This is a genomic window from Ferdinandcohnia sp. Marseille-Q9671 (assembly GCF_976954385.1).
The window spans coordinates 173,196-199,447 of the sequence record NZ_CDRJTA010000004.1 but is presented as its reverse complement, the minus strand read 5'-3'; the positions used below and the strand labels follow the sequence as shown (position 1 = coordinate 199,447).

Below are 26,252 nucleotides of genomic sequence, written 5' to 3'. Positions count from 1 at the left end.
GAATCATTCTTGCTTTTTTGCGATTACTATTGTGAGAGTATCCGTAAACGATAACAGTTTTTCACGGTTTCCCCTAAATGTTCAAGAAGATTATAATTAGCATACGCACCAACAACAGCTCCAACGCCTGGTAATAACTGAAGCATTTTAACAAAATCAATATAATCGCGATATTCCTGTTGAAACACACGCCAATCCATTTCAACGAGCGTATGCTTTTGTTCTTCCCAGTTTTCAATGATTTCGAAGGTTCTCTTTTTATGTTCATCACTTGAAAAAGCTAGTTGAAACACATGTAACAGAAAGAGACGCTCATCATAGTTCTTTGTATCAAATCCATGGATTGCGGCTACTTCAAATAAAAACTTCATTTTGATGGAAAGTAACAAAGGAAAATCAGCTAAAGCCAGAAGAAAACCTCCTGCTCCAGTACCAGCCCCCTCTGCCGCGGCCGTTCTTTTATAAACCGTTAGCTTCTCATGTATTAGTTTTTCTTTTACCTCTAAAGTGAGGTTTGGCGGATAGGTTCCTTTTGTTGTATATTCCGAGCCAACTAATGTTGCTTGAACCATTTTTTTGATACTTTCCGTTATTATGTTGTGTGCCTTTTCAGGTATCATTTCATTGACTTTGACTTGGGCTTTTTTTGATACACGATGTAACAATGTTGATTTCTTAATCAGTTTTCTACGCCATTGAAATAATTCCTCTTCAACCATACTCATGTACGAGTCTGTCATTCATTCTCTACCCTTCTTGTTGGTTTTAGTTACTTTTACGTCTGAGCAACAGAAAAGGTTTCACTCTTATCTACCCAATGATGCGATCAAGCTTTTTTACCTTCGCTTTTGCATACATAAATACAAACAGATAAGCAAAAACAAGACCTAGGAGTAAAAGAATAAGTGAAACTGTTATTTCTATCGTTACAAGTAAGACTAGAGTAAACAGAACACATTGGATAAAAAGTAACTGAAATAAGAGCAACAAATAAGAAGCGAGTTTTGTTGATTCATTTACAGGGTATAGCCGAACCCAAATTTTCAGGTTATGGTGTCTCCATAATGTAATGAGCTGGTAGCCTGTTAAATACAGAAATAAAATCATGATAAAAGCCTTCCCATATTGAAAAGGTACAAAGTAGAGCACAAGTCCTCCAATGATGGTTAACCTTACATATAATCCTAAATAATCACTTGTTCGTAAAAAGGTGCGCATGTAAAGGTATTGAAACGTATTTTTCTTCGAATATGAAATAAAGTTAGTAACCCAGTTTAACCATGGGCGTTTTTTTACTCTTTCCTTTAGTTTTGGAACATCCGTGAAGAGATTAGCAATACGATAAAATGTAAGCATACGCTTGGATTCCAGTTCGATTAACGTATTCCATTTTAATCCCTTACTCTCCGTAGCCTTATGAAAATAAAGAAGCAGGCCGACCATGATTGCGACAACACTTCCAATAAATAAAATTGACGCACCTGAAAATAGTAAATACATCAAAATACAATTTAAAAGTAGTCTAATACAAATATCCACATAATACGTTGACGACTCGGTATAGTGCTGTGTAAACCAAGTAATTAACAGGTTCCAAGCCTTTACTAACAAAACAATGACCAAGATCCCTAACAAGGATGAAAAAGTTTTATTTGTTACCGCAAGATAGAGTGGTGCTGCTATCGCAAATACAATCAATAACAAATAAAGCTGTGAGAAAAGACTATACCAAAAAGCCTTTTGAAAATAGGTCGAAAGCTTTTTTTCAATTGGTAATAAAAAAACAAGGTCAGCCTCTTTTACTAAGGTTTGGATTCGACTTCCCGTTAAGATAACTCCGAGAACGATACCAATTAAAATAGCGTAAGGAAAACCAGTGGGAACATTTTGCAACCAATAGTTGTAATAGTATGCTCCTCCCCCACCTAAGAATAGAAGAGCAATTAATAAATGATCATTAAGCATATATCGTAAATACCTGCTTATTTCTTTAAAATGTTGAACCTGACGTTTATCCCATAATTCTTTGATATCAATCATTTTCTTCTTCCTTTGTAAGGCTGATATATATATCATCAAGGGTTGCATGCTCCATTTTGAATTGAGTACGGAGGTCCTCCAAGCTTCCTGACGCCTTCACTTTCCCATTATGTAAGATAATAAACGAATCGCAATATCGTTCAGCAGTCGCCAGAATATGGGTTGACATCAAAATCCCTGCCCCTTGACTTTTCATGTTGTTCATCATTTCTAATAGTGATTGGATACCAAGAGGATCTAACCCAACAAATGGTTCATCTATAATATACAGGGAAGGTTCGACTAGGAAAGCACACATAATCATCACCTTTTGTTTCATTCCCTTTGAAAAATGAGATGGGAAAAATTTCACCTTTTTCTCCATGCGAAATTCCTTTAGTAAAGGATTGATTCTCTCTTCAAACACCTGCTTTTCAATCCCATATGCCATCGCAGTTAATTCTAAATGTTCATATAAAGTAAGCTCATCATAAAGAATGGGTGTTTCCGGTATGAAACTAAACATAGATCGGTAAGCTTCCATATCTTCTTGAATGGTTTTTCCATTGATAAGGATTGTCCCTTTTTTCGGCTCCATTAGTCCAATGATATGTTTAATTGTGGTACTTTTCCCCGCACCATTTAATCCAATTAATCCTACAATTTCACCCTTTTTAACTTGTAAGGAAACGTCCTTAAGTACTGGATTTTGTGTATAGCCACCGGTTAAATTATTTATCTCTAATAGCGCCATGTAAAGCTCCCTTCTAACCATCTTTCTTTCTTTTTATCATATCAAAAATTGCCAAATTTACCTAGTAAGAAACTTGTATATAAGAATGAAAAAAGGTCATACTAATTTTTGAAGAGGGCAAGAAAAAGCTTGATGATTATCATCTACCTGGAATGAGGTGTTTGTTAAAGACAATATCCTTATTTTAGACGAATGCTTTTCAAAAGTGTTATAAGGGGATGGTAACGTTGGGAAATGTGAGAGTAAAAAACGGTTCGAACAAATTACCACTAACAAAATAACTCTATTTTGTAAATGAGGTGTTTGTTAAAGATCATCCAGTCGCATTATAAGTTGTGAAACTTATATACAAAAGACAAGGGGATGGTTCGCTTGAACTATTGTTTTGACTCACTCCATTAGATAAAAACTTTCATTTCAAAAAAATGAGGTGTTTATCAAAGATACCCTAAACCTATAACAGTAGCCTTCTTCAGAACAGGATGCATCCTTTGCGATCGCATCCTGTTTCTTTTTTATAAATACACATGAAAATTTTTACATCTTCTGCACATGTGATAAAATACTTTTAGATAAGTGAAATTGAAAGGATGGACAAAATGAGCGATTGTATTTTCTGTAAAATTATTAGTGGCGACATTCCAAGTGCTAAGGTATTTGAAAATGAGCATGTCTACGCATTTTTAGACATTAGTCAGGTTTCAAAAGGACATACGCTTGTCATTCCAAAAGTACATAAAGAAAATGTCTTTGAGTTAACATCAGAGATCGCCCAGAATATATTTGAGGTCGTACCTTCCATTGCTAATGCTATCAAAAAAGAATTCAACCCTATCGGCATGAACCTTTTACAAAATAATGGAGAACAAGCTGGACAATCTGTGTTCCATTTTCACCTCCATCTTATTCCACGTTATGGAAAAGGGGATGGATTTGGAGTTGTATGGAAATCTCACGAAAATCAATATTCAGGAGAAGATCTTCAAACGATTGCATCCACCATTTCAAAAGCAATTCAAAATTAACTTTTTAGGGCGAGGCTTCAAGTCTTGCCTTTTATTATTTTATGATTGAAAATTTTTATCTTTCATGAAATTTTCACGCTATTTTTTCTAAAAACATGATATTATAGGACATATCTTTTTTACTTTATTCGAGTAAAGCAATAAAATAGGAGGAATTAATATGCAACGAGCCTACAACTTTAATGCCGGTCCTTCTGCCTTACCAAAAGAAGTACTAGACCGCGCGCAATCCGAACTAGTTAATTTTAAAGGAACAGGTATGTCTGTTATGGAATTAAGTCATCGCAGTAAAGAATATGATATGGTTCACGAACAAGCTATTTCTGATTTACGTTCCCTCATGCACATTCCTGATGATTATCATGTTCTCTTTTTACAAGGTGGAGCCAGTCTTCAATTTTCTATGATTCCAATGAACTTCTTAGCACCTGAGTCCACTGCGGATTATATCTTAACTGGTTCGTGGTCTCAAAAAGCACTTGAGGAAGCACAACAGTTTGGTGACACAAATGTAATTGCTTCTAGCAAAGAGGAGAAATATAACTTTATACCTAACATAGATACGAACAAACATTCAGCAAACTCTTCTTATGTGCACATTACTTCAAATAACACAATTTACGGGACACAATGGGAAAGGTATCCAACATTTACAGATGTTCCTTTAATCGCAGATATGTCAAGTGACATCTTAAGCAGAGAAATTAATGTGAATCAGTTTTCAATGATTTATGCAGGAGCGCAAAAAAACCTAGGTCCATCAGGAGTAACGGTTGTTATCCTAAAGGATTCCCTTTTACAACAAGCAAATAAGAACCTCCCAACAATGTTAGACTATAATACTCATGTAAAGTCGAATTCACTTTATAACACACCACCTACATTTTCCATCTACATGCTCTCACTTGTCCTCGAATGGGTGAAGGAGCAAGGCGGTGTGCCTGCAATTGAAGCTAAGAATAACGAGAAAGCGTCACTCTTGTACAATACAATTGATGAATCAAATGATTTCTATAAAGCACATGCCAAACAAGGTAGTCGATCAAATATGAACGTTGCGTTCACGCTTCCTAACGAAGATTTAACAAAAAAATTCCTTGCTGAAGCAAAGGAAAAAGGATTCGTTGGATTAAATGGACACCGCTCCATCGGTGGGTGCCGTGCATCCATTTACAATGCAGTACCATATGAATCAGTCGATGCACTTGCAACATTTATGAAGGTATTTAGAACTGAGAATTAGTTCTTTCATTCACTACTGTTCCTATCTAATGGAGAGAAGTGTAACTACTAAGCTTGGAAAATTTTGCTGAATATAGATATACAAAATAGTCTGATAGTCTGATATACTTATATGTAAGATTTTCGCAATAGGCGAGAGCGCACTATTGGAGAGTCTAAAAATTATAGCTTAGATAAGCTGAGGAGAGATGAGAAATGAATACAAAGGTTTTAGTGTTTTTATCATTATTAATTGGAATGGGTGCTGTACTGCATGCTGCTATGCCAGGTATCTACTTAGGTATGAAGCCTGACTTATTAGTAATCATGATGTTTTTAGGAATTATGTTGTTTCCTGAAAAAAAATATGTACTGCTCGTTGCTATTGTTGGTGGTATTATCTCAGCATTGACAACAACTTTTCCCGCAGGACAAATTCCAAACATCATTGATAAGCTTGTAACAGCATTTGTATTTTATGGCATGTTTACTATTGGCAAAAAATACAGCCAGTCCCTAGTAATGGTATGTGCTATTACTGCCGTAGGCGTTTTAGTTTCTGGTAGTGTCTTTTTAACATCTGCACTTCTTCTTGCTGGACTCCCAAATACATTTATAGCTTTGTTTATTGGTGTAGTTGTTCCAGCAATCGTAATGGGTACAATAGCAATGGCTATTATTTATCCGATTGCACAACAAATTATTAGACGTACTAAATTTACAGTAAGTGCATAATTCATTTTGATGGGTGTCCGACTATTCGTCGGGCTCCCTTTTTTTAGGCTTATTTATGGAAGGAAATCCTGATATAATCCGTTGATAGATTTATATGTAAATTCACTAGATTACAAATTCGCCTGAAACCTAGTACAGCTACCATTCTAATTAGTATGAATCTCTAACGACATAACAATAATTGATATACCTCTAGGACCCTATCGATATAAAGCTATGCTGAATGAATGAATCCCACCACTAACAAAATCTATGAAAAGAAGTGATATCTAGTCAATTCTATGCATATAGTAGTAGTAAAAAGTGGGACAAGGAGTGAATGCAATGTCAGCAATACCTTGGTTTGTATATGTAGCTTTATTTGGAGTACTTTTAAGTGCCTATATGGTGATTCGCACAACTAGAGAAGAACGCCAAACAGAGAACTCATACATCGAGCAGGAAGGCAATGTTTATATTGAGCGTATGAAAAACGAAAAAGAAAAACGAACCAAACAAATAAATAAACCAGAAGCAATGTAAATAGAAAAGCGCATGCGCCTTGTATTGCCCCGACAAGCACAAGACGGGACGGCTAGAAGGTTGGCTCTTTAACCTTCTTGACGGGCTGGCTTGTGACCTCGAGGGGCAAGGCGCTGAAGCTAGACAAATTAGAAAAGCTGCGCCTCGAAATTGATCGTCCACTAAAGGCTGCCACTTCCTGTGGCAAACGCGGACATCAGTCAATGCGCTTGCCCTAGACAAACGTAAAAAAGGCCCGTTTACGAAAGTAAACGGCCCTTTTTCTGTTACAATTATTGTGCAGTTGGTGTTTCAAATAAATCTTTAAAATCTTTATCCTTAATCTCAACATTTGCATCTTCAACTGCTTTGTCTAGAGCTTTTTGAACTGCAGTTTGGTCACCTTGAAGTAGCGCAGTACGAATTTCATTTTTTTCTTCTTCGTCCATCTTATCAAAGTCTTCTACTGTTCCTGTTACACGAATAATATGATAGCCATATTGTGACTCAATCACATCGCTTGTTTCGCCTTCTTTAAGTGCAAATGCTGCCTCTTCGAATTCAGGTACCATTCTTCCTTTTCCAAACCAGCCAAGGTCTCCGCCATTTGCAGCAGAACCATCATCAGAGTATTCTTTAGCTAACTCATCAAATTTTCCGCCTTCATCAAGCTTTTTCTTCGCTTCGTCTATCTTCTTCTTAGCTTCTGCTTTTTCTTCCTCAGTAGCTTCAGGTGCTACTCTTACCAGAATATGGCTAGCCTTAACAACTTCGCCTTCTTTCACTTCAATTTCTTCCAATGCTGCTTTTTCTTTCAACATGTCAGACTTTAGAAGTTCACGAACAAATTCTTCTCCATTTTGCTCTACAATCGTATCAAATTGTGCGCCTAATGCAGTTTGCATTTCTTCATATTTTGCATCTAATTCTTTATCTGTTACTTCATACTTTTCTGATAATACTTTTGTATACACTAAATCTTTAAGAACCACTGCACCCGCTTGATCCTTCATTGCATTGTACAATTCTTCTTTTGTAACATTTCCTGCTTTTGTTTCTACAAGCACTGCTGAATCATCTGCATTATTACAAGCACTTAAAGCAAATATACTTACAGCCGCCGTTAGAGCAATCATTGATTTTTTCATTATACACACTCCTACTAGATCCATTTTTATGTACGATTTGTCCAACGCTACAAAAATTACTATAACATACTTTTAAAAAAGAAAGAAAACATTTTCACAATAAACTGCAAAAATATGGGACATTCGCACAGTCATATAACCCTTATGGGAATAGGATATATTGAACATGAAAAACAAGGATTAGTCCTTGAAGGTTCAGAAATTCAGTAAACGTGAAAAAGATTTCTAAATGGCGAGACAATCGCCTATTCGTTCACAAATGATTTCGCATAAGATATCTTACCAAAGCATTGGAGGTGTTATTATGGGTCAAGGTTACGGTGGTGGATTCGCGTTAATCGTCGTGTTGTTCATCCTTTTAATCATCGTTGGAGCTGCATGGTTCTAAGAAAAAAGTAAGCGTTGGAGCGGAACGTCCACTAAAAGAAGCCACGTTCTGTGGCTAACGCAGACGTCAGCTCTTTCTATGCCAGTCCAACTAGCATAAGAAAAACTGGCTAGAACGAAAAAGGATGGTCATTAATGACCATCCTTTTTTCTTTCCTAGGTAAACAGTACCTCTACATAGGAAGAGATAAGTAAAATTGTAATTAAGATATTAATTGTTCTATATACTTTTGGCTGGCGGTCATCAGGAATTTCTTTTTGCTCACAGAGTCTGTAAGTCATTTGATTAATGTAAAACAAAATAAAAGCCGCAAATGGAATATAAAATAAGATCACTCCTAATCCCCCCAACATATAACTTTATTCAGTCAGGGTTTAAACCCCGACTGAATTGAATACATATATTCATTCATCTCCCACTTAAGAAACGGGTGACTTCTGCTGTAAAATAAAAATCATAGTTCTTTTCATTAATTGTGTATCAGAATATCATATCCGTCTTCTATTTCTTCAACAGTACAGGACCTAGGAGCTTTGATAAACTGTGATAAATAAATAAAATCAGGTACACATAACCCAAAGTTTATCGCTGCAACAATAGAAAAATAATGAATATAACCAGGAAAGGCCATACAGGCAACTATCATTAAAGTCGTTAGAAATAGAAATGGAGTAACCATAACTAGAATCATAAACGGCTTAGAAAGTGATTTTTTTGATCGTTTTGAAATAAATGGAATTCCGTACATCCACTTAAACGAAAAAGCAAGTTTTTTCCTTGTCATCCAAAACGGTAATACATGAAGAAATGCATGTAATGGGTATAGAAACAATACGGCCATAAAAAAGTAAATCGATCCATCTGCTTTTAGATCAATTGAAGAAAACATTAGATTCATCGGTAAATAAAACAGGATAAATGCTATAAGCATCGATATCAGGGATATCAAAATAATTCGATGGAATCCATAATCCTTTGTGAGATTAATGGTTTTCCAGCAAGTCATACAAAATCACCATCCGCAATCATGAAGTCAATAATTCAGAATTCACCTTTTATAAGGATACTCTAAACTTACTAAACTACTTTACTTTGTTTCTAAAAAAATTGCAATAGGTATCCAAAAGAACGATAAAATACATGTTTTTTCGACTTTTTTCGCGGTTTTTGGGTATTATACTTTATAGAAAAGTTATTTCTTTTTGGAATATATACTGATAAAAATTGGAGTGGCAAAAATGAAAATGGAATCAATCGAAGAACGCTTGGAACGACTAGAATTTTATCAATCATTAATCATGCCATTTTTAGGGGACAAGCTTTCCCCATTTAATAAAATGATCATTGATGCAAAGTTATCTAAGAAAGATGTAGAACATTTGCTTTTAATTTGTGAAGAACTGAGCAAAGAGTTCAAAAGACAAAAAGCGGAGGGATTTGTTGGTTTCACACCGCTTTTAACTCAATTTGTAGGAATGCTACATCCAAATTTAAATCCTAAAACAACGATTGACGTACTCATAAGCGAAGAAAAATATACCCCTTTAATGCTTGAATTTAAAGGGATAATCGATACAATTAGATAACATTAAAGTTCTATCTTTTCTTCAACTCGTTTGTAAAGTTTTCCATCTACCTCAATAAAATCATCTTCAATATTTCTAAAGGACTTTTCAAAAATCTCCATATAATCGTCTCCGTAAATATTGCGCACAATGCTCATAACCTCAACAATTTCTGGAAACTTCCCATATAGTTTTTTTAGTGGAAGCGCTCCTTCCAAAACTCCATTTTTAGTAGGATTATAGGATTCCAAAATTTCAAGGAATATTTCTTCTCCTTTTGGAGTTAACTCTATATACGTATTTCGTTTATCATTCTCTTTCTTTGAAAATTGTAGAAGTCCACGTTCCTCCAATTTTTTAGAAAAGTTAAATGCAGTCGAAACATGCATAACTCCAAACTTAGCAATCTCTGAAATAGAAGCGCCTTTCAAATGATACGCTATCCAAATAATATGATGCTCATTAATATTTAAGTCATAAGGCTTTATCCATTGTTGCCAATCCTTTTCAATAGATTTCCAAATTGCCTTACTCAGCTGTGCAATTCTCTGGCTAAAAAGTAGCGCTTCTTTGATGGAGGCCATTTGTTCTTCTTGTTTCATAGATTCACCCACTTTTCTGTTTATTCTTACTACTATTATGCCAATAAAATAAAAATTAATAAAGATGTAAATTTACGAAATTTTTGAATATGGCGAAAAAAATTTGTTTCTTACTGACTTATTACCTTTTTTTCTAGATTTTCTAAAGCGTTTTCAATTTCTAAAAGCTCTTTTTGAATACTTTTTTGATTTTCTTCAATTTCTTTTTTCCAAAGATTAATTGAGCTCTTAAGTTCGCCGGATACTTCTGTAATTGTATTTGCTGCTTGTTTGGTCGATAAGGCAACCTGTTCTTTTAACTTTTTTCCTTCTTTGATAACTTCAGATAAGGATGAAGTTATCTGTATTTGATTATCTTTCACTTTCTTTCTAATTTCTTTCCCAGATGTAGGCGTGCTTAGAAGTACCGAAATACCTCCAAAGATACTTCCAACTATAACACCACATAATAGGGATTTTGTAGGGGTCATAATGATTCACTCCATATCGTTATGGTTATTTACAGAATTCTACAAAAAGTGGAAAAACCCTTTTTTAACAATCATCTTTTTTATAAAATTAGAGGCCACTCTCCAATTCTTCCTGTTGGATATACCAACGATCTACGATACTATTTCGAACCAAAATAAATAACATCTTCTTCCGTTCTTTTCCTTGATTTTCACGATAAATTTCAACTTCTACGGGTATCTCAATTTCTAACAGGCCATCTAAGTCACTCAGTGGCAAATATGTCATATGTGTAATTGTAAAAATGCTAATACTTTCGATCCTTTTATAAAACTCTTTTTCGTTTGACATTGGAATAAGAGTTTGCCTAATTATTTTATTATCAGATTGATTTAGTCCTGTGGCGAAAATTTCAATAAGGTGATATGGATCCGCATTGTTTACGTAGTCCTCTAACTTCCCTCCCGCTTTTAACAACATAAGCATATGGGCAAGGTCAGGATCTTTTGAACCATGAGTTGTACTTCCTAAGAAGTGAACACAAAAGTGTCCTGGAAAACCATTTTTTAATGCACCCGCACCATGTGGCATTCCATGCATGGATGCAGCAATCATTTGATCATTATGTTTTACAATAATGGCTCTTCGTTTCCAGCTCCATTTGCCACTATATATTTTTTTCATTATTTTTGTATCTTCTATTGTTAGTGGTTGAACATCTGCATGTCTACTCCCAGCTCTTCTTTGAACACGAAACTGTAAACCTGTTTCAACATCAATGATGGAAAAAAAGGATTTTCTAGGAAGAAGCTCATCCACAATACCCCACGGAACCAATTCAATTTTAAAGCCCAAAGGGGTATCATTTTCTTCATATGAGGGAGCAGCTTGAGCTGTAATATGTGATGTTAGTAGAAGAAAACATACTAAAAATAATATCTTCGCCATTTTATCATTACCTCTTTCTACATATAGCCTTCCATAAAATGCAAAATTCTATTATCTTTCCGCAAAAAAAACTCGACCCATTAAATTAGAGCCGAGTTTACTGAAACATTTCATTATTTATCAAAGGTTGGTTTATAAAAGCTTCGATTATCTAATGCAAATACACGTTCTGAAAATTCACCTGGTTTTACACGTTCTAATGCACGATCTAACATGTTCATTTTTGCATCTAGATTATCTATATGATGGAGAATTTCAGCTTCTTTAATTAGAGGAGGCTTGGGGCTTCCCCATTCAGCTTTTCCATGATGACTTAGAATGATGTGCTGTAGAACTGTTACCTCTTCTCCTTCAATCCCCAACTCTTTGGCCGCTTGTCCAACCTCATTTACCATGATTGAAATATGTCCCAATAGGTTTCCTTCAACTGTATAGGTTGTCGAAATTGGTCCTGATAACTCAACCACCTTACCTAGATCATGAAGGATAATACCAGAATACAATAAATCAGTGTCTAAGGAAGGGTATAAAGTAGCAATTGCTTTTGCTAAATCAAGCATAGAAACAACGTGGTACGCGAGGCCTGACACAAATTCATGATGATTTTTAGTTGCAGCTGGATATTCATAAAATGCACTCTGATGCTTTTTCAATAAATGCCTTGTTATGCGTTGTAGTTTAGGATTTTTCATTTCGAAAATATATTGCGTAATCTTGGATGCCATTTCATCTTGAGCAACTGGTGCAACCTCAAGAAAGTCTGAAATAGTAACTCCATCTAGCTCTGTTACGGGTCGGATATTCCGAATCTTTAACTGATTCCTTCTTCTATAACTATTTATTTCTCCTGCTAGCCTTACAATTTTTTGTGCTGCATAATTGACTTCGTCTTCCGGAGATGCATCCCAAAGCTTTGCTTCAATTTCTCCACTTTGGTCTTGAAAAAGTAAGGTTAAGAATGGTTTTCCATTACTTGCAATTCCTTTAGTAGATGATTTGATTAACAAATAAACATCAACCTGCTGTCCTACATCATAGTGAACAATACCCTTTACCATATTTTCTCCCCCTGCTTGTCTATATGCCGTGTATGATCTATTTCTTTCATTTTATTACTCTCTATCTTTATCAAATTATAACACACTTTTTTGATTTTCCCTGATTTCTTCAGAACCTAATTTGATAGGTTCAGCATCCTCAAAGCCTTCTACAACATGATGATGACATGTAAATAGTAAGACTTGGTTTTCTTTCGCAACTTCCTTTATTAGTGAGATTGCACTTGTTAAACGTTGTGAATCGAAATTAACAAAACTATCATCGATAATAAATGGGAATGATTGTTTTGGATGCATAGTATTTGCTAAAGAAAATCGTAATGAAATGTAGAGCTGTTCTGAAGTAGCCTGACTAAGTTCATCTGGATTATAACGTATTCCCTTGTTATCTTCTACCAAAAAACCGTCTACTTCATTGTCTAGGTAAATTCGGTGATACTGCTTTTCCGTCAGAATGGAAAAATATTTTTCGGCTCTCTCAATCACCATAGGCAATCGTAGCTTTCGGTATTGGGTAACCGTTTTAGAAAGAATATCTTTTGCAATTGCAAGAGTAGCCCATTTCTTCGAATAATCTCTTACTACTGATTTATTGCCTTCGAACGAGTGGAGTAAGTCTGCGTACGTTCCTCCCTCTTCAAGCTCATGAATTCGATGATGAATAGCAGAAAGTTGATTTCTTAAGTTAGTTTCACTAGCATGTAATTGATTCATTTCATGTGTGATTTCCTCTATCCATATTTGATAGTTGGTTTCTAGATTACATTTTTGAGCTAGGTCACCGTATCGGCTAAGTTGAGCATTCAGTAGGTCGATACGATTTCTTAATTCCTTTGCAGTACCGTTCGCTTGTCCTTTTTCTCTATACTCTTCCTCATTGGTAACCATTGCAATGTCCCACAATAATTGACATTCATTTTGTAAATGGGCAATTGTTTTCGAATAATGGGAGATTTGTTGTGCTACTTCCTTTTCTTTATCCTCTATCTGGACGAGCTGTTCATATTTTCTTTTTTCTTCCTGTAACCGTAGTGCAAGCTGATCAATATTAATACGAGGGCCTTGTTCAATTTTGTTTAGTCGCTTGCCTACCTTATTAATACTATCTTGGAACATACGAATTTCAGTTTGAATTTCTGACCATTCCTCAGCAATTTTTTTCTTTCTCACTGTTTTTTCTTTTATGGCTTCTAGAATTTGAAAAGCATCTACTAATCGTTCATTACTAATTTCAGTAGATAAGCCGTATCTTTGCTTTAATCTCGCTGCTTTTTCTTCAAGCATGTATCTAGTGCCTTCCCATTCCTCAAAACCTGCTACTACCTTTTCATACGCTCGTTCATATTGTAGAAGGGTTGCTTGTTCAATTTCAATTTGCTGTCTTACATGTTGGTCCCGTAGAAGCTTTTTCGTGACTTCCTCTACATTTGTGGATTCACGGTGCAATAACTGATCTTGAATGGAGTCTAGTTTCTTGAAGATTTCCTCTTTATCCGCTAAAAGCTCATCAGCGATGGAGGAGGAAAAATGAGAGGAAACTATTTTTCCAATTGGCAGCATGAAAATAGCTAAGATTGTTAGAAAACCACCTAGTACCCATTCCTGTGATAGGTAAAAATAGATGGAAGCAAGAATCGCTACAATACCTATTCCATAAAACAAGGTGATAATTTTGGCCTTATTCCTTGATTCTTTTGCTTTAATTCTATTTACCTTTTGATCAATTTTCTTTACTTCATCCTCTAGGTACTCTTTTTCCATATAAAGACTATCTTTCGTTGTTTCTATCTTTTGTGTTTTTTCAAGAAGTTTCCTTTCTTCAGTTGAGAGTACTCGCTTTCTAAGGTCCTCTATTTTTTCTTCGCTGCTTTCTAATGCACGCTTCGCTTGTGCAAAGCTATCGTCTAAAAAGTGTTTATGCTGTTTTGTTCTCTCTGCACCTGCTACAATTTCGGAGAACTGATCCTTTGCAGCAATACTACTATCCATCTCAAGTATGTCTGATTCAGGTAAAGATACATTAATTCTGTTTTTTAATTGTTCCAACTCTTCCTCTACCTGTTGAAGCTCTTTCATTAAGAGGTTACACCTATTCTTTTTTTCAATAAATAAGCTTTTATTTTCTACTAATTCAAGGATATCCTGTTCATTTTCTAAATATTGTACAGATACTTGTATTGAAAGCTTTTGTTCCTTTAATTTCTCAAGTTCATCACACGTTGCTGTCAATTGTGCCTCATACGGCATTATTTGCGCCTGTAATTGTTCAAAGCGTTTAAGCCCGTCATCCGGGTATGGTTCATAAGAAGGTAAACTCCCTATTCTGGTCTCTAAGATTTGATACTCTTCTACTAATGGTTGGATAGATTGCAAGCGCTCCGCTTTTTTACTACTAGCTTGTAAGACTTGTTTTCTGTCATCATGATCTGCGAGTTCATTCTCAATAGTACGCTGTTGTTGAAGTAACTGCTGATACTCACCATTATTTTCTTGCCATTTTATAACCTTCAAATGCTCTTCCTTTAACGTAATTAGCTCCTTATTGAGAGGTGGCTTTTTCCCATTTGCTTTAAAGATGGCATCCATTTCTTTTGTTAGTTTATTTTCTAATTCTAGCAATGCGTCTGTTCCAACGGCTCCAGCAGAAAATAAATATCTTCCTACATCCTCACCACTTAGGTTATGTACCCCTTGCAGGCCATGTAAATTGAAAGAATATATATTTCGATATAAATGTTTATCCATTCCTTGAAAAAGTTCAGTAATAAAGTCATCTCCACGAACTGTACCATCTGGCAAATAAACGGTTAGGTCACCTGTCGCCTTTCCAGGTAATCTTTCAATACTAATTGTCCCATAATTTTCGGTCTGAACAATAAGCTTCCCACCATACTTTGCTCCGGACTTTGGGATATATCGTTGTTCATTTTGTTGCTTCGTAGGAAATCCAAATAATATGCTATGTATAAAGGACATAAGGGTTGATTTTCCTGCCTCATTTGGGCCATAAAAAACTTGAAGATTACTTATGTTCCCTATTTCCACATTTTCTAGCTTTCCATATCCATATACCTCGATACCAATAATCCTCAATCTCTTCACCTCCCGTTCGAACGATAGAGTTCTTGTAGAATCATTGCTTCTGCTTCTTTAAGAAGCTCAGATAATTCTTCTTCCGAAAATGGTTCGACATACCTACGATAACTTTGATGATTACGTAAAGGGAGAAGTGCATCATCGAAGCCTTGGTAGACCTCCATATTCTCTAGAAGATCACCAATAAAATGCGAGTCTTGTTTCAACTTTTCACGTTCAATTTTTAGGTTCGTATTCACCTTTATATCAACTATATATACAAAGTTCCTTCCTACTATCTCCTCGTTCAAAAGAGAGAGTAAATCCTCTTGCATGGTTTTCTCTTGAAGCATTTCATGGAGAGGACCCGTTCCGTTATATTCAATGGTTAAAAATAAACCCTTGTTATCATTCCTTAGCATATCCATATGACTAAGTGTCTGATCAACAAGCTTGTCAAAGGTATCAAGTCCCGTTACATCTAGTGTTGTATGTTCCCAAATTAAATCAGCTGTTGAAACAAATGTATAAGTGGTTCCTGCATTTGATAGCTTAACTACGTAACCACCTTTATCCCCTGTTTCCTTTCTATGACGTCCCTGAATGTTCCCAGGATAAATAATCGGTGGGTCTTGTGACAAAATCTCTCTCGTATGGATATGCCCTAAAGCCCAGTAATCGAACCCCTTTTGTTGTAGCTCAGATAATAAAAAAGGAGCATAGCGACTGTGAGCATTTTCTCCTTCTTTACTTCCATGTAAGAGCCCAATATGAAACAGAGCCCCCTCCTTCTTACAATAAAAAGGAGTTTTGTTTTCTAATACCGCTCGCCGCCCGTAGCTAAAACCATAAATATAAGCGAGAAGTTCTCCATTTTTTTGATATGGAATTGCATCAACGTTTTCACTTGTAAATACATGAACATTGCTTGGCCACTCAAATTGAGGCCATGTTCCACCTAAATGATCATGATTTCCGTGAATCACAAATGCTTTAATTTGATGTTCTTGCAGACGTTCCATTTCCCGTCGAAATCTAGACTGTGCCCGTAAACTTCTATCCTCTCCATCAAATATATCCCCTGCTATCACAACAAAATCAACCTTTTTCTCAATTGCAATGTCTATTAATCCTGCGAAAGAAGTAAATGTACTTTCTTGAACACGTTTAAAAATCTCTGATGGTAGATTTGATAATCCTAAAAATGGGCTATCTAAATGCAAATCTGCTATATGTAAAAAACTTAGTGACCCCATCACAACGTCCCTTCCTACTCTTAGTACCTTTATTCTATCACCTCCACGATACGAATGCACGTTCTTATATTAGAAATCCATTTGAATTCTTTCTTATAAAAAAAGTCAAAATAACGCACAACAGTGAAGTTGTGCGCTAACTCATTATTTTTCATTTTTTGTAAGTTGCAAAGCTTTTCGAATATCCTTAAAGGAGGATGATTTGCCGTACATTAGTACTCCGCCTTTGTAAACTCGTGCTCCAAATATTGCTAATAGGGTAATTGTGAGTACAAGTATGCCAATTGACAATGCGATTTCCCAGGTAGGCAATGTTAGCATCCCAACACGTAAGAACATGATCATCGGTGCAAAGAACGGAATATATGAAGTAATTGTAATAAATGATGATTCTGGTTTTGTTAAACCAAACATCGCAATCATAAAAGCAGCCACAATTAATAGGGTCATTGGTGTAATCATTTGTTGTACATCTTCTATTCGGCTTACCAGTGAGCCTAAAAATGCCGCTAATGTGGCAAATAAGAAATATCCTAGGATAAAGAAGATTCCTGCATAGACGAAGGTAGAAATTGGTAAGTCGCCAAATCCAAATACCTCAAAAAAGCCACCTTCCATTCCGTTCATGCTCTGCTTTAAGGAACCATAACCCACGGCTAAAATAACAGCAAATTGAGTTAAACTCAACAATGCAATTCCAAGTATCTTTCCAAACATTTGCTTAATAGGTGAAACACTCGAAATTAATATCTCCATTACACGTGATGACTTCTCAGTTGCAACTTCCATGGCTATCATGTTTGCGTACATAATAACTGCAAAATAAATTACAAATAATAAAACATACACTAACCCACGTGCCTGACTTAATTCTTCCTCAGATTTTGCGTTTTCTTCAAGTGCTACTTTCTCAAATTGGACAGGTGAGTATAATTGTTCAATTTGGTCAGCCGTTAATCCTGCTTTTGTTGTAGCAATTGTCACTTTCAGTTGTTGTAAAGCTTGCTCAAGTTGTGTAGTCACTCCAGAATCAGTAATAGATGAAGCTTTATACGTCCCTTGCGGAAGTCCCTCGTCGCTTTCTGTAAGAATGAGATAGCCTGTAATTTCCTCTGAGACTACTTTATCCTCTGCGTCGGTCTCAGAGCCTTCCATTTTTTCTAATACAATCTCACTTGATATAGCTGATAAAGTCTGTTCGTATGCCTGGTAAAGGTCAGGAGAGTCAGCTAGAACTGCCACATTACTAGTGTCATCCCCATCAAACTTTTCAATTATTGATTGTATATTTGCTAATCCAACAATAATAAGTGCTGTAATTAGTGTAGTGATGATAAATGATTTTGTTTTTAGCTTACTCACATATGTGTGAAATAAGATTATCCAAAATTTATTCATAAGAAGCACCTACCTTTTCAATGAAAATATCATTTAAGGACGGTTCTTCAAGTACGAACTTTCTAATAAAACCTTTACCTGCTATCGAGCTGAGGATTTTTTGTGATATTTCCTCACTTTCAACCTGTAACTGAAGACCCTCTGCTGTTTGCTTTGCCTTCGTAACACCTGCTAATGTTTTTAAATGACTAATATCAAAATCAGCATGCACAATCACATTTTTCTTTCCAAATGAGCGCTTTATATCTTTTAATGAGCCATGCACAACTGGACTGCCGTGATGCATAATGCATAGATGCTCACATAGTTCTTCAACATGCTCCATCCGGTGACTAGAAAAAACAATAGAAGTACCATCATTTTTCAAATCAACAACTGCTTCTTTTAGTAACTCAACATTCACAGGGTCAAGTCCACTGAACGGTTCATCGAGAATTAATAGCTTTGGCTTGTGAATCACGGAAGCAATAAATTGTATTTTTTGTTGGTTCCCTTTTGATAGTTCCTCTACTTTTTTTGTTGCATATTCGGGTACTTTAAATCGTTCCAACCAGTAATCTATCTGTTTTACGATATCTTGTTTCTGCATCCCTCTTAGCCTTGCTAAATAGATCAGCTGATCTCGAACCTTCATCTTCGGATACAAACCTCTTTCTTCAGGTAAATAACCTATCAGATGGCTTGTATCATAATTTATTTTTTTACCATCCCAATGAATTCGACCGTCACTAACATCTAATAGACCCAGTATCATACGGAATGTTGTTGTCTTTCCAGCACCATTTGCTCCTAGAAACCCAAACATTTCACGCTCAGGAATTTCGATAGATAAATTGTCAACTGCTGTGAAAGTACCAAATCTTTTCGTCACATTTTCGAGCTGTAATGCCATTTTCATTCCTCCCTCTCCATTTTTTACTACGTTTAGGTTGGTAAAAAGTTTCAAATTTTAACACGCTTTTTTAGGATAACACATCTGAGATGATTTTTTGTTGCGAGAAGCCTATCAATGAACTACACTCAAAGTATCAGAGTTTACCAAGAAAAGTGCAATGTTCTCATCTCTGATAACAAGCAACAGACCTCTTACAGTAGTTGTTTGTTGTCACCTTTTGAAAGCGCTATTTTTGTAATCTCATCCGAAAATACATATGGGGAGGGCATCCAATATGAACTACGTGTTAACTGTGTTTGATAAAACGGGGGAAAAACTGCTTGAAGAATCATTTGTGGCTGCTACTGAGAAAGAAGCAAAAGAAACAGGGGAAAAAATCCTGAAGGAAAAAGACTTTTTAGAAACGACCCATCGTTGCACAAGCGCTGCAGGAAAATTGGTGTTATTCCATCGATGATTATCTATCTTTTTTCATGATAAAAAATCCTGCCGAACCTATTTCTCGGCAGGATTATTCTTTTACTTACCAACAAAAATTGGTTTCCTTTTTTCAATAAATGCATTAATACCTTCACGATGATCTTTTGTATTCCTCATAGCCTGCTGCCCTATTTTCTCTAATTCTAGTACCTTCTCAAGTTCAGCAAGGTGCATTTGATTATAAATAAACTTTGATTGAATCATAGCTCGTACGGGCTTTTTTTGCCACTTTTTCACCTTATGGAGTACTGCACTTTGAAGATCTTCCTCAGCAACTTCATCAACTAATCCAATTGTATGTGCATCCCCTGGAGATAGCGGCTTTCCTTCCCAAATTATATGCTTCGCTTTTGCTTCCCCTAGTCTTTTTTCAAGGAAGAAATGTGCACCGCCATCTGGTATTAGCCCAATTCCAATAAAATTCATGGCAACTCTAGATGTTCGATCAACAACTATATAATCCGCTCCTAATGCAAGGCTTAGGCCCAGGCCTGCTGCCGCTCCATGAATTGCACTGATTACGAGCTTTGGTAAAGTATAAAGCGTCTTTATTATTTCTGAAATAAGGTCCATAACCGGCGAAAAAGCCGAATCATCTGTTGAACGTAACATTGTTTTTATGTCCCCACCTGCAGAAAACGCACTCCCGCTTCCTGATAAAACAAGAATATCGACTTCATCATTAGAAGCCACTTCTTTTAAGTTATGTAAAATTCCTTTTAACATATCTATATCCATTGAATTAAGTACTTGTGGACGATTAAGAGTTAGATGCGCAACACGGCCATCAATATGAAGAAACACTTTTTCAACTTGTTCTGTTGTCATGATCATACATCCCCTTTTAATGGTGTTGCTATCATTATACAATTATCTCAATCTAAATGAAATCGTTTTCAAAAATATTTAGCCATCCAATAAGCATGGATGGCCTTACGAGATTAATTTACTTTGGACATATAGTCTTTTAATTGATCACGTAGTGCTCTCTTTAAGAACTTTCCTACCGAGGTTTTCGGAATATCATCGAGGAAGACAATATCATCTGGTAACCACCATTTTGCAAATTGCGGTGTTAGAAATTCTAGGAGATTCTCTTTCGTTATTTTTCCCTTTGCCTTCTCTTTTAGGACAACACAGGCAATTGGGCGTTCCTGCCATCTTTCATGTGGTACCGCAATCACAGCCGCTTCAAAGACATCTTCATGTGCCATAAGAGCATTTTCAATATCAACAGAGGAAATCCATTCACCTCCACTTTTTATGAGGTCCTTTGTTCTATCAACAATCTTTACAATTCCTTCTTCATCAACAGTTACAACATCACCAGTATGGAGCCATCCATCCCTAAATGCTTCATTCGTACGTTCATCTTTATAGTATTCATCAGCAATCCAATTACCTCTTAATAATAGCTCTCCCATTTGCTTTCCATCCCAAGCAACTTCCCCATTAGGACCTACCACCTTCATATCTACTAAAGGAACCAACGATCCTTGCTTCGAACGTATTTCTAGCTTTTCCTCATATGGCAGGTCGTTCTGATAGCTTTTTAATCGAGAGGCTACAACTAACGGCGTTGTTTCTGTCATTCCATACGCATGAATAAATGGAATATTATATTTTGTCTCAAAAGCTTTAATCATACCTTTCGGCGCTGCAGACCCACCACATAGAATACGGGTTAAGCTGCTAGTTTCATAGCTTCCTTGTTCAAGTTCGTGTAATAGTCCAAGCCAAATGGTTGGCACTCCAGCAGTAATCGTTACCTTTTGTGATTCAATTAATTCGGCCAAAATCTTGGGAGTAAAATATGGGCCAGGCATGACCATAGTTGTACCAAACCACGTAGCGGCAAAAGGTAATCCCCAGGCATTAACATGGAACATTGGTACAACTGGCATTGCGATATCACTTTCTGTTAATCCAGAGCTATCAGCAAGACCAAGCGCCATACTATGAAGTACAATTCCACGGTGTGAATACACTACTCCTTTTGGATTTCCAGTCGTAGCAGAGGTATAGCACATTCCTACTGGATCGTTTTCATCGATGTCTTTCTTGAATTGAAAGGAAGGATTACCTTCACCTACTATTTTTTCATAATGATAGAGAGGCTCTAAACTCGTTTCAGGTAGTTCATCTTTATCTGTCATGATAACGAAGGCCTCAACTGTTTTAAACTGATCCTTCATTTTCTCTAGTAACGGGAGCAAGTCCTCATCAAAAAGTAACACTTTATCCTCTGCATGGTTTACTATATAGGATATATGAGCTGGTGATAGACGAATATTGATTGTGTGCAAAACTGCTCCTAAACCAGGTATGGCAAAATAAGCCTCAAGATGGCGATGATGATTCCAGGCTAACGTTCCCACCCTTTCTCCCTTACCAACACCCAACTTTTCAAGAGCACTTGATAATCTCCTTGTTCTCTCTCCTATTTCTTTATAGGTATGGGTAACAATTCCAGTAGATGTTCTTGATACAACCGTTTTCTTTGGAAAAAACCTTTCCGCACGTTCAAGCATTGAAGAAACTAGCAAAGGTAAATTCATCATAGTCCATTCCTCCACATCCAATATAGTTTTTAGAAAGATCAATCATCAACTCAATTATTTCATACCTTAGGTTTGGTTAAAGCCCAAGCCCCATGTTTTTCACAATAATTGTTTTCATTATTTCATTTGTCCCTGCATAGATCGCTGAAACCGGGGTGTCTCGGTATCTTCTTGCAATTTCGTATTCCTCCATATATCCATATCCACCGTGTAGCTGCATACATTCTGAAGCCACTTTTTTTGCCAGATCGGTTAACCACCACTTTGCCATTGAAACTTTTGTAACCACATCCTTTCCAGACATATGCTGCTCGATTAACTCATTTAAAAAAGTTCTCCCTATCTCAATCTCTGTTGCCATTTCTGCTAACCTGAATTGAACAGTTTGGAATGTACTAACCGACTTTCCAAATGCCTCTCGATTTTTTACGTATTTAACAGTCAGCTTAAACATCTCTTCTGCTGCTATTTGGGCTGAAATTGCTACAATAAGTCGCTCCTGTTGGAGTTGTTGCATTAAATAAGAGAATCCTTTCCCCTCTGTTCCTAGAAGGTTTTCAGCTGGAACTCTTGCATCCTCAAAAATTAGTTCTGCTGTGTCCTGTGCATGTAGCCCAACCTTCTCTAACTTTCTCCCTCTTGAAAATCCAGGTGTATCTCTTTCAATAACAAGTAAACTAATGCCTTTATGCCTCTCCTTTGGGTCTGTTTTACAAACAACCACAATTAGGTCTGCATGGATTCCATTTGTTATGAATGTTTTTTGTCCATTTACAATGTAATGTTCACCGCTCTTACTTGCAGTTGTTTTTATTCCTGCTAAATCAGAACCTGCACCGGGTTCTGTCATCGCGATCGCCGTTATGATTTCTCCCGAGATACATTTTGGTAGCCATTTCTTTTTTTGTTCCTCCGTCCCATATTCGGTCAAATACGGTACGACAATGTCATTATGCAAACTGATTCCAATCATGCTTGCGCCAACTTTTTCAAGCTCTTCATTAATCACAACTGAGTATCCAAAATCAGCTTGGAGTCCTCCATATGCCTCATCAACCCACGGACAAAGAAAGCCATTCTCCCCCATCTTTGTCCAAAAGGTACGTGGAATCATTCCGTCCTTTTCCCACTTGCTATAAAAGGGATAGGCCTCTTTTTCTAGAAACTTTCGAAACGCGTCTCTAAAAATATGATGTTCATTCTGTAAATAACGCGCTGTCATGACATACCTCCTTCCAAACACTTAGGTATAACTGAAATAAATTGAAAATGTGTAACTGTATGAAGTAGTTAACAAAATGTGGAGTTACTCTTAGCAGATGCAAGAAAACGCTTACAAAATAAAGTTGATAAAAAGGAGTCTGTTTAACTTTATGAGGACCAGTACTTGAATAATTCCTCATCGGGAGGAAAAATCCTGTTGAAATCTAAAATTTTTTCAGAAAAAAGAGGTATAGTTTCCTATACCCCTTTTGGTACACCCAATATGTCATTTAGAATATCAATTTTTTTATTCGTGTATTCCACAAAATGATCATTGTAGGATTTTGGATCCTTTGGATTAGCAAATTGTGTAATTTTACCCGTAATAGGATCTATGAATTTACTTGCAGCCCCACAACCAAGACCGATAATAGTCTGTTTCTCTTCCATGATCATAATATTATAGATACTTTCTTGTCCTGGAAAAGCATAGCCTACATTTTCTAGATTTCCTAAAATATTTTTCATTCGATATAGATAGTAAGGGACATATCCATGTTTCTTGGTCCACTTAGAGGCATTATTCATCATATGTGTAATTTCATCACGATCAGCGACTTTATACTTATCCTTGTTCCGCGTCATTTCCGATGCACGCTTAAAGGATAACGTATGAACGGTTAGTGATTCTGGCATAAGTTTTTCTGTTTCAGAAAGTGTATACTCGAACTCCTCTACTCCTTCACCTGGCAGACCAATAATTAAATCCATGTTGATATTATTCATGCCCATGCTTCGCGCAAGATGAAACTTGTCAATTGTCTCCTCAACCGTATGGTGACGCCCTATCGCTTTTAATGTTTCCTGGATATAGGATTGTGGATTAATACTAATTCGGTCAATTTTCCACTTGTTTAAAACATCTAGTTTTTCCGGAGTAATTGTATCGGGTCTCCCTGCTTCAACTGTAATTTCACGTATGTTTTCAACGTCCGGGAATGACTGGTACATTTCTTCATACAGCATATCCATCTCTTCGGCTGTGATACTTGTCGGAGTACCTCCACCATAATAGACAGTTGTAATTTTAATATTGTTCTTCTTTAACCAACGGCCAGTCTCACGCATTTCATAATGAAGCCCACCAAGGAATGAATTGACCGACCCTTGTCTTCCATTGATCGCATAAGCCGGGAATGTGCAATATGCACATTTTGTAGGACAGAAGGGGATTCCAATATAAATACTAACCTCATTATGAAGTTGGTATAAATCTGGTACCATTGTCAGCTGACGTTCAACAATTTGTTGCATCAGTTCGATTTTTTCATCTGTAATGAGGTACTCTTCTTTTAATTGTTTATGAGCAACGTCCGGAGAAATACCTTCCTGAATTTTCTTGTGTAAAAGCTTTGTCGGTCGAATTCCTGTTAACATCCCCCATGGTTGTGTAACACCTGTAAAGTCCTGTAAAACAGTTACATAAACATGGGCAACGGAATTTTTAATCTTTTTAAATAGCTCTTTTTCATTTTCAAATGGTGGAAACTCTTTCTCGTAACCACCTTCATACGTCTTTCCTGATGTTACGTCAATTAGCTTCGAATGTGTTGAAATAATAGGGCTGTTATAAGCATACGTAATATCTATAAGAAGTTCCGGATTCTCAAGATCAGTAATTGATATTTCACTTTCTTCGTAGAACAGATTTGTAATTAGCTGTAATGGCCGTACAAATCGCTCATCTTCTAGTCCTTTAAACAAAATACGCATTATATGTCTCACCTTTTCAATGAATTAGCTTATATAAGTGTACAGAATGTGTGTTTTATTATCAATATGAGAATTTTGGTTAGTTTTAGTCTCTGTTCTGGATGAACTTCTGTTGCTCTATCGGCGATAATTTTATTCTATCGGCGTTATATTTATTCTATCGACGATAATTCGTTTCTATCGGCGTTATTTCAATTCTATCGGCGTTAGCAATATCAACACATAGAATTCAAAAAATAAGCCCCCACAAAAGTGGAGGCTTACAACACTGAATCTATTTTTCAATCTTAATTTGTTTTAAAAACTCAATGCGCTGCTGTTTTCTAAAATGTTCTTTTATCATATAGGAGACACCGCTCATATTATTCGAACGCGTCACCCAGTCTGCTGCAAACTTTACTTCCTTAGGTGCATTCCACATAGCAACTCCTAAACCCGCTGCTTCAATCATTTCAATATCGTCGTGAGAGTCACCGATTACTACCGTTTCATGTAATGGAATATCTAGGTGTTTTGCTAATGTTTTTAAACCACTTAGCTTCGAAACCCCCTCTGGTGTAATTTCTAGCTTATGTGGTTCAGTTAGATGAACCTGAATATCCTGGAAATGTTCATTCACTGTTTCCTGAATGGTTTTAAGCTCATCTTCACTTTGTGAATATACCTCAATCTTAGGTGGAGCAACAGGGCTGTCTGTTAAATAGTCACCTAACGAATCAACAAATTGCATCGGATAAAAGAGTGGGTCCCCCGAGCCAAACATTGCTTTGGCAATCAAATTACCTGGGAATCTCATTCGGTTTCCAACAGAAAATTTTTCATGTTGAAGCCGTATACTACATTTAAAGTTCTCTAATACCTGTACGATGTTAAATGTTTTCTCTTCAGATATACGTTTAACATGTATCGGATCATCTAGGTTATTACTTATGAATCCCCCATTATGTGTGATCAATAATGAGTCTAGTTTTAAAGCCTTTGCTATCTTTTTGGTCGATGGAAAATGACGTCTTGTTACGAGAGTCACGTATACTTCCTTCGCTCGAACAAAGTCGATTGCTTCCTTTGTACCGCTTTGAAGCCGTCCATTCGGGCGTAGTAACGTTCCATCAACATTTATTGCAAGTAACCTATACATATAGTGGAGCCTCCTTCTCGATGTAGCTGTCCCTATACATATGGTTATGAAAAAATGAA

26 protein-coding genes are annotated in these 26,252 nt (G+C 36.3%); 7 read left to right on the top strand and 19 right to left on the bottom strand.

Annotated elements, in window-relative coordinates:
• Positions 1 to 26: 26 nt before the first annotated feature.
• The 3 genes from ACWNMY_RS16280 to ACWNMY_RS16270 all read right to left on the bottom strand — a co-directional run bounded on the left by ACWNMY_RS16280 (position 27) and on the right by ACWNMY_RS16270 (position 2,773).
• Positions 27 to 740 (bottom strand): EcsC family protein, encoded by a 714-nt coding sequence (locus ACWNMY_RS16280; RefSeq protein WP_449539314.1) that lies wholly within the window; start codon positions 738 to 740, stop codon positions 27 to 29.
• Positions 741 to 810: 70 nt separating this feature from the next.
• Positions 811 to 2,040 (bottom strand): ABC transporter permease, encoded by a 1,230-nt coding sequence (locus tag ACWNMY_RS16275; RefSeq protein ID WP_449539313.1) that lies wholly within the window; start codon positions 2,038 to 2,040, stop codon positions 811 to 813.
• Positions 2,033 to 2,773: an ABC transporter ATP-binding protein gene (locus ACWNMY_RS16270; protein WP_449539312.1), complete on the bottom strand. Its 741-nt coding sequence runs from the start codon at positions 2,771 to 2,773 to the stop codon at positions 2,033 to 2,035. The genes ACWNMY_RS16275 and ACWNMY_RS16270 overlap by 8 nt, the downstream gene beginning before the upstream one ends.
• 599 nt (positions 2,774 to 3,372) lie before the next feature.
• Here ACWNMY_RS16270 and ACWNMY_RS16265 point away from each other — a divergent pair.
• The 4 genes from ACWNMY_RS16265 (at position 3,373) to ACWNMY_RS16250 (ending at position 6,276) form a co-directional block, all read left to right on the top strand.
• A complete protein-coding gene (locus ACWNMY_RS16265) occupies positions 3,373 to 3,798 on the top strand; it encodes an HIT family protein (protein ID WP_449539311.1) in 426 nt (141 codons plus the stop codon).
• A 160-nt stretch (positions 3,799 to 3,958) separates the two neighbouring features.
• Positions 3,959 to 5,041: a 3-phosphoserine/phosphohydroxythreonine transaminase gene (serC, locus tag ACWNMY_RS16260; RefSeq protein ID WP_449539310.1), complete on the top strand. Its 1,083-nt coding sequence runs from the start codon at positions 3,959 to 3,961 to the stop codon at positions 5,039 to 5,041.
• A 194-nt stretch (positions 5,042 to 5,235) separates the two neighbouring features.
• On the top strand, positions 5,236 to 5,754 hold the full coding sequence (locus ACWNMY_RS16255) for a tryptophan transporter (RefSeq protein ID WP_449539309.1): 519 nt from the start codon (positions 5,236 to 5,238) through the stop codon (positions 5,752 to 5,754).
• A 324-nt stretch (positions 5,755 to 6,078) separates the two neighbouring features.
• Positions 6,079 to 6,276 (top strand): sporulation YhaL family protein, encoded by a 198-nt coding sequence (locus ACWNMY_RS16250; RefSeq protein ID WP_449539308.1) that lies wholly within the window; start codon positions 6,079 to 6,081, stop codon positions 6,274 to 6,276.
• A 272-nt stretch (positions 6,277 to 6,548) separates the two neighbouring features.
• On the opposite strand, the gene ACWNMY_RS16245 is transcribed toward ACWNMY_RS16250, so the two are convergent.
• Complete coding sequence (locus tag ACWNMY_RS16245; protein WP_449539307.1) at positions 6,549 to 7,403, bottom strand: peptidylprolyl isomerase; 855 nt, start codon at positions 7,401 to 7,403, stop codon at positions 6,549 to 6,551.
• Positions 7,404 to 7,707: 304 nt separating this feature from the next.
• On the opposite strand from ACWNMY_RS16245, the gene ACWNMY_RS16240 reads away from it, so the two are divergent.
• Entirely contained in the window at positions 7,708 to 7,791 is an 84-nt protein-coding gene (locus ACWNMY_RS16240) for a YjcZ family sporulation protein (protein ID WP_449540464.1), read from the top strand.
• A 155-nt stretch (positions 7,792 to 7,946) separates the two neighbouring features.
• Here the strand turns inward: ACWNMY_RS16240 and ACWNMY_RS16235 are convergent, their stop codons facing one another.
• Both ACWNMY_RS16235 and ACWNMY_RS16230 read right to left on the bottom strand, forming a co-directional pair.
• Positions 7,947 to 8,144, bottom strand: a complete 198-nt coding sequence (locus ACWNMY_RS16235) for a hypothetical protein (RefSeq protein ID WP_449539306.1) — start codon at positions 8,142 to 8,144, stop codon at positions 7,947 to 7,949.
• 116 nt (positions 8,145 to 8,260) lie between these two features.
• A complete protein-coding gene (locus tag ACWNMY_RS16230; RefSeq protein WP_449539305.1) occupies positions 8,261 to 8,797 on the bottom strand; it encodes a DUF3267 domain-containing protein in 537 nt (178 codons plus the stop codon).
• Between the two features lie 232 nt (positions 8,798 to 9,029).
• Between ACWNMY_RS16230 and ACWNMY_RS16225 the strand changes: the two genes are divergently transcribed.
• Complete coding sequence (locus tag ACWNMY_RS16225) at positions 9,030 to 9,377, top strand: DUF1878 family protein (RefSeq protein WP_449539304.1); 348 nt, start codon at positions 9,030 to 9,032, stop codon at positions 9,375 to 9,377.
• Between the two features lie 2 nt (positions 9,378 to 9,379).
• Here ACWNMY_RS16225 and ACWNMY_RS16220 read toward each other — a convergent pair whose 3' ends face one another.
• The 8 genes from ACWNMY_RS16220 to ACWNMY_RS16185 all read right to left on the bottom strand — a co-directional run bounded on the left by ACWNMY_RS16220 (position 9,380) and on the right by ACWNMY_RS16185 (position 19,035).
• The gene (locus ACWNMY_RS16220) at positions 9,380 to 9,958 is read right to left on the bottom strand and encodes an HTH-type transcriptional regulator Hpr (RefSeq protein ID WP_449539303.1); all 579 of its coding nucleotides are present in this window, start codon (positions 9,956 to 9,958) and stop codon (positions 9,380 to 9,382) included.
• Positions 9,959 to 10,068: 110 nt separating this feature from the next.
• The gene (locus tag ACWNMY_RS16215) at positions 10,069 to 10,428 is read right to left on the bottom strand and encodes a YtxH domain-containing protein (RefSeq protein WP_449539302.1); all 360 of its coding nucleotides are present in this window, start codon (positions 10,426 to 10,428) and stop codon (positions 10,069 to 10,071) included.
• An 88-nt stretch (positions 10,429 to 10,516) separates the two neighbouring features.
• Positions 10,517 to 11,356, bottom strand: coding sequence for a hypothetical protein (locus ACWNMY_RS16210; protein WP_449539301.1), 840 nt, complete (start codon positions 11,354 to 11,356; stop codon positions 10,517 to 10,519).
• A 113-nt stretch (positions 11,357 to 11,469) separates the two neighbouring features.
• Positions 11,470 to 12,414 (bottom strand): 3'-5' exoribonuclease YhaM, encoded by a 945-nt coding sequence (gene yhaM, locus ACWNMY_RS16205; protein WP_449539300.1) that lies wholly within the window; start codon positions 12,412 to 12,414, stop codon positions 11,470 to 11,472.
• A 75-nt stretch (positions 12,415 to 12,489) separates the two neighbouring features.
• Positions 12,490 to 15,507 carry an AAA family ATPase gene (locus ACWNMY_RS16200; protein ID WP_449539299.1) on the bottom strand — a complete coding sequence of 1,006 codons (3,018 nt, stop codon included), beginning with the start codon at positions 15,505 to 15,507 and terminating at the stop codon, positions 12,490 to 12,492.
• A 5-nt stretch (positions 15,508 to 15,512) separates the two neighbouring features.
• Complete coding sequence (locus tag ACWNMY_RS16195) at positions 15,513 to 16,745, bottom strand: metallophosphoesterase family protein (protein WP_449539298.1); 1,233 nt, start codon at positions 16,743 to 16,745, stop codon at positions 15,513 to 15,515.
• A gap of 144 nt (positions 16,746 to 16,889) precedes the next feature.
• The gene (locus ACWNMY_RS16190) at positions 16,890 to 18,143 is read right to left on the bottom strand and encodes an ABC transporter permease (RefSeq protein WP_449539297.1); all 1,254 of its coding nucleotides are present in this window, start codon (positions 18,141 to 18,143) and stop codon (positions 16,890 to 16,892) included.
• Positions 18,136 to 19,035 (bottom strand): ABC transporter ATP-binding protein, encoded by a 900-nt coding sequence (locus ACWNMY_RS16185; RefSeq protein ID WP_449539296.1) that lies wholly within the window; start codon positions 19,033 to 19,035, stop codon positions 18,136 to 18,138. Before ACWNMY_RS16185 ends, ACWNMY_RS16190 begins: the two co-directional genes overlap by 8 nt.
• 277 nt (positions 19,036 to 19,312) lie before the next feature.
• Here ACWNMY_RS16185 and ACWNMY_RS16180 point away from each other — a divergent pair, with 277 nt between their 5' ends.
• A complete protein-coding gene (locus ACWNMY_RS16180; RefSeq protein WP_449539295.1) occupies positions 19,313 to 19,495 on the top strand; it encodes a YhzD family protein in 183 nt (60 codons plus the stop codon).
• A 62-nt stretch (positions 19,496 to 19,557) separates the two neighbouring features.
• Here ACWNMY_RS16180 and ACWNMY_RS16175 read toward each other — a convergent pair whose 3' ends face one another.
• The 5 genes from ACWNMY_RS16175 to ACWNMY_RS16155 form a co-directional block, all read right to left on the bottom strand.
• On the bottom strand, positions 19,558 to 20,346 hold the full coding sequence (locus ACWNMY_RS16175) for an enoyl-CoA hydratase (RefSeq protein WP_449539294.1): 789 nt from the start codon (positions 20,344 to 20,346) through the stop codon (positions 19,558 to 19,560).
• 113 nt (positions 20,347 to 20,459) lie between these two features.
• Entirely contained in the window at positions 20,460 to 22,079 is a 1,620-nt protein-coding gene (locus ACWNMY_RS16170; protein ID WP_449539293.1) for a long-chain fatty acid--CoA ligase, read from the bottom strand.
• 76 nt (positions 22,080 to 22,155) lie between these two features.
• Positions 22,156 to 23,301, bottom strand: coding sequence for an acyl-CoA dehydrogenase family protein (locus tag ACWNMY_RS16165; protein WP_449539292.1), 1,146 nt, complete (start codon positions 23,299 to 23,301; stop codon positions 22,156 to 22,158).
• A 239-nt stretch (positions 23,302 to 23,540) separates the two neighbouring features.
• Positions 23,541 to 25,055, bottom strand: coding sequence for a coproporphyrinogen III oxidase (locus ACWNMY_RS16160; protein WP_449539291.1), 1,515 nt, complete (start codon positions 25,053 to 25,055; stop codon positions 23,541 to 23,543).
• A gap of 274 nt (positions 25,056 to 25,329) precedes the next feature.
• Positions 25,330 to 26,193, bottom strand: a complete 864-nt coding sequence (locus tag ACWNMY_RS16155; protein WP_449539290.1) for a Cof-type HAD-IIB family hydrolase — start codon at positions 26,191 to 26,193, stop codon at positions 25,330 to 25,332.
• Positions 26,194 to 26,252: the final 59 nt, after the last annotated feature.

Bases quoted from the DNA above. Each gene is read 5' to 3' on its own strand.
- ACWNMY_RS16230 (WP_449539305.1), bottom strand. From the start codon at position 8,797: ATGACTTGCTGGAAAACCATTAATCTCACAAAGGATTATGGATTCCAT.
- ACWNMY_RS16235 (WP_449539306.1), bottom strand. From the start codon at position 8,144: ATGTTGGGGGGATTAGGAGTGATCTTATTTTATATTCCATTTGCGGCT.
- ACWNMY_RS16215 (WP_449539302.1), bottom strand. From the start codon at position 10,428: ATGACCCCTACAAAATCCCTATTATGTGGTGTTATAGTTGGAAGTATC.
- yhaM (WP_449539300.1), bottom strand. From the start codon at position 12,414: ATGGTAAAGGGTATTGTTCACTATGATGTAGGACAGCAGGTTGATGTT.
- ACWNMY_RS16225 (WP_449539304.1), top strand. From the start codon at position 9,030: ATGAAAATGGAATCAATCGAAGAACGCTTGGAACGACTAGAATTTTAT.
- ACWNMY_RS16210 (WP_449539301.1), bottom strand. From the start codon at position 11,356: ATGGCGAAGATATTATTTTTAGTATGTTTTCTTCTACTAACATCACAT.
- ACWNMY_RS16220 (WP_449539303.1), bottom strand. From the start codon at position 9,958: ATGAAACAAGAAGAACAAATGGCCTCCATCAAAGAAGCGCTACTTTTT.
- serC (WP_449539310.1), top strand. From the start codon at position 3,959: ATGCAACGAGCCTACAACTTTAATGCCGGTCCTTCTGCCTTACCAAAA.
- ACWNMY_RS16195 (WP_449539298.1), bottom strand. From the start codon at position 16,745: ATGGGGTCACTAAGTTTTTTACATATAGCAGATTTGCATTTAGATAGC.
- ACWNMY_RS16255 (WP_449539309.1), top strand. From the start codon at position 5,236: ATGAATACAAAGGTTTTAGTGTTTTTATCATTATTAATTGGAATGGGT.
- ACWNMY_RS16155 (WP_449539290.1), bottom strand. From the start codon at position 26,193: ATGTATAGGTTACTTGCAATAAATGTTGATGGAACGTTACTACGCCCG.
- ACWNMY_RS16170 (WP_449539293.1), bottom strand. From the start codon at position 22,079: ATGATGAATTTACCTTTGCTAGTTTCTTCAATGCTTGAACGTGCGGAA.
- ACWNMY_RS16165 (WP_449539292.1), bottom strand. From the start codon at position 23,301: ATGACAGCGCGTTATTTACAGAATGAACATCATATTTTTAGAGACGCG.
- ACWNMY_RS16240 (WP_449540464.1), top strand. From the start codon at position 7,708: ATGGGTCAAGGTTACGGTGGTGGATTCGCGTTAATCGTCGTGTTGTTC.
- ACWNMY_RS16265 (WP_449539311.1), top strand. From the start codon at position 3,373: ATGAGCGATTGTATTTTCTGTAAAATTATTAGTGGCGACATTCCAAGT.
- ACWNMY_RS16175 (WP_449539294.1), bottom strand. From the start codon at position 20,346: ATGACAACAGAACAAGTTGAAAAAGTGTTTCTTCATATTGATGGCCGT.
- ACWNMY_RS16280 (WP_449539314.1), bottom strand. From the start codon at position 740: ATGACAGACTCGTACATGAGTATGGTTGAAGAGGAATTATTTCAATGG.
- ACWNMY_RS16185 (WP_449539296.1), bottom strand. From the start codon at position 19,035: ATGGCATTACAGCTCGAAAATGTGACGAAAAGATTTGGTACTTTCACA.
- ACWNMY_RS16245 (WP_449539307.1), bottom strand. From the start codon at position 7,403: ATGAAAAAATCAATGATTGCTCTAACGGCGGCTGTAAGTATATTTGCT.
- ACWNMY_RS16160 (WP_449539291.1), bottom strand. From the start codon at position 25,055: ATGCGTATTTTGTTTAAAGGACTAGAAGATGAGCGATTTGTACGGCCA.
- ACWNMY_RS16270 (WP_449539312.1), bottom strand. From the start codon at position 2,773: ATGGCGCTATTAGAGATAAATAATTTAACCGGTGGCTATACACAAAAT.
- ACWNMY_RS16275 (WP_449539313.1), bottom strand. From the start codon at position 2,040: ATGATTGATATCAAAGAATTATGGGATAAACGTCAGGTTCAACATTTT.
- ACWNMY_RS16250 (WP_449539308.1), top strand. From the start codon at position 6,079: ATGTCAGCAATACCTTGGTTTGTATATGTAGCTTTATTTGGAGTACTT.
- ACWNMY_RS16190 (WP_449539297.1), bottom strand. From the start codon at position 18,143: ATGAATAAATTTTGGATAATCTTATTTCACACATATGTGAGTAAGCTA.
- ACWNMY_RS16180 (WP_449539295.1), top strand. From the start codon at position 19,313: ATGAACTACGTGTTAACTGTGTTTGATAAAACGGGGGAAAAACTGCTT.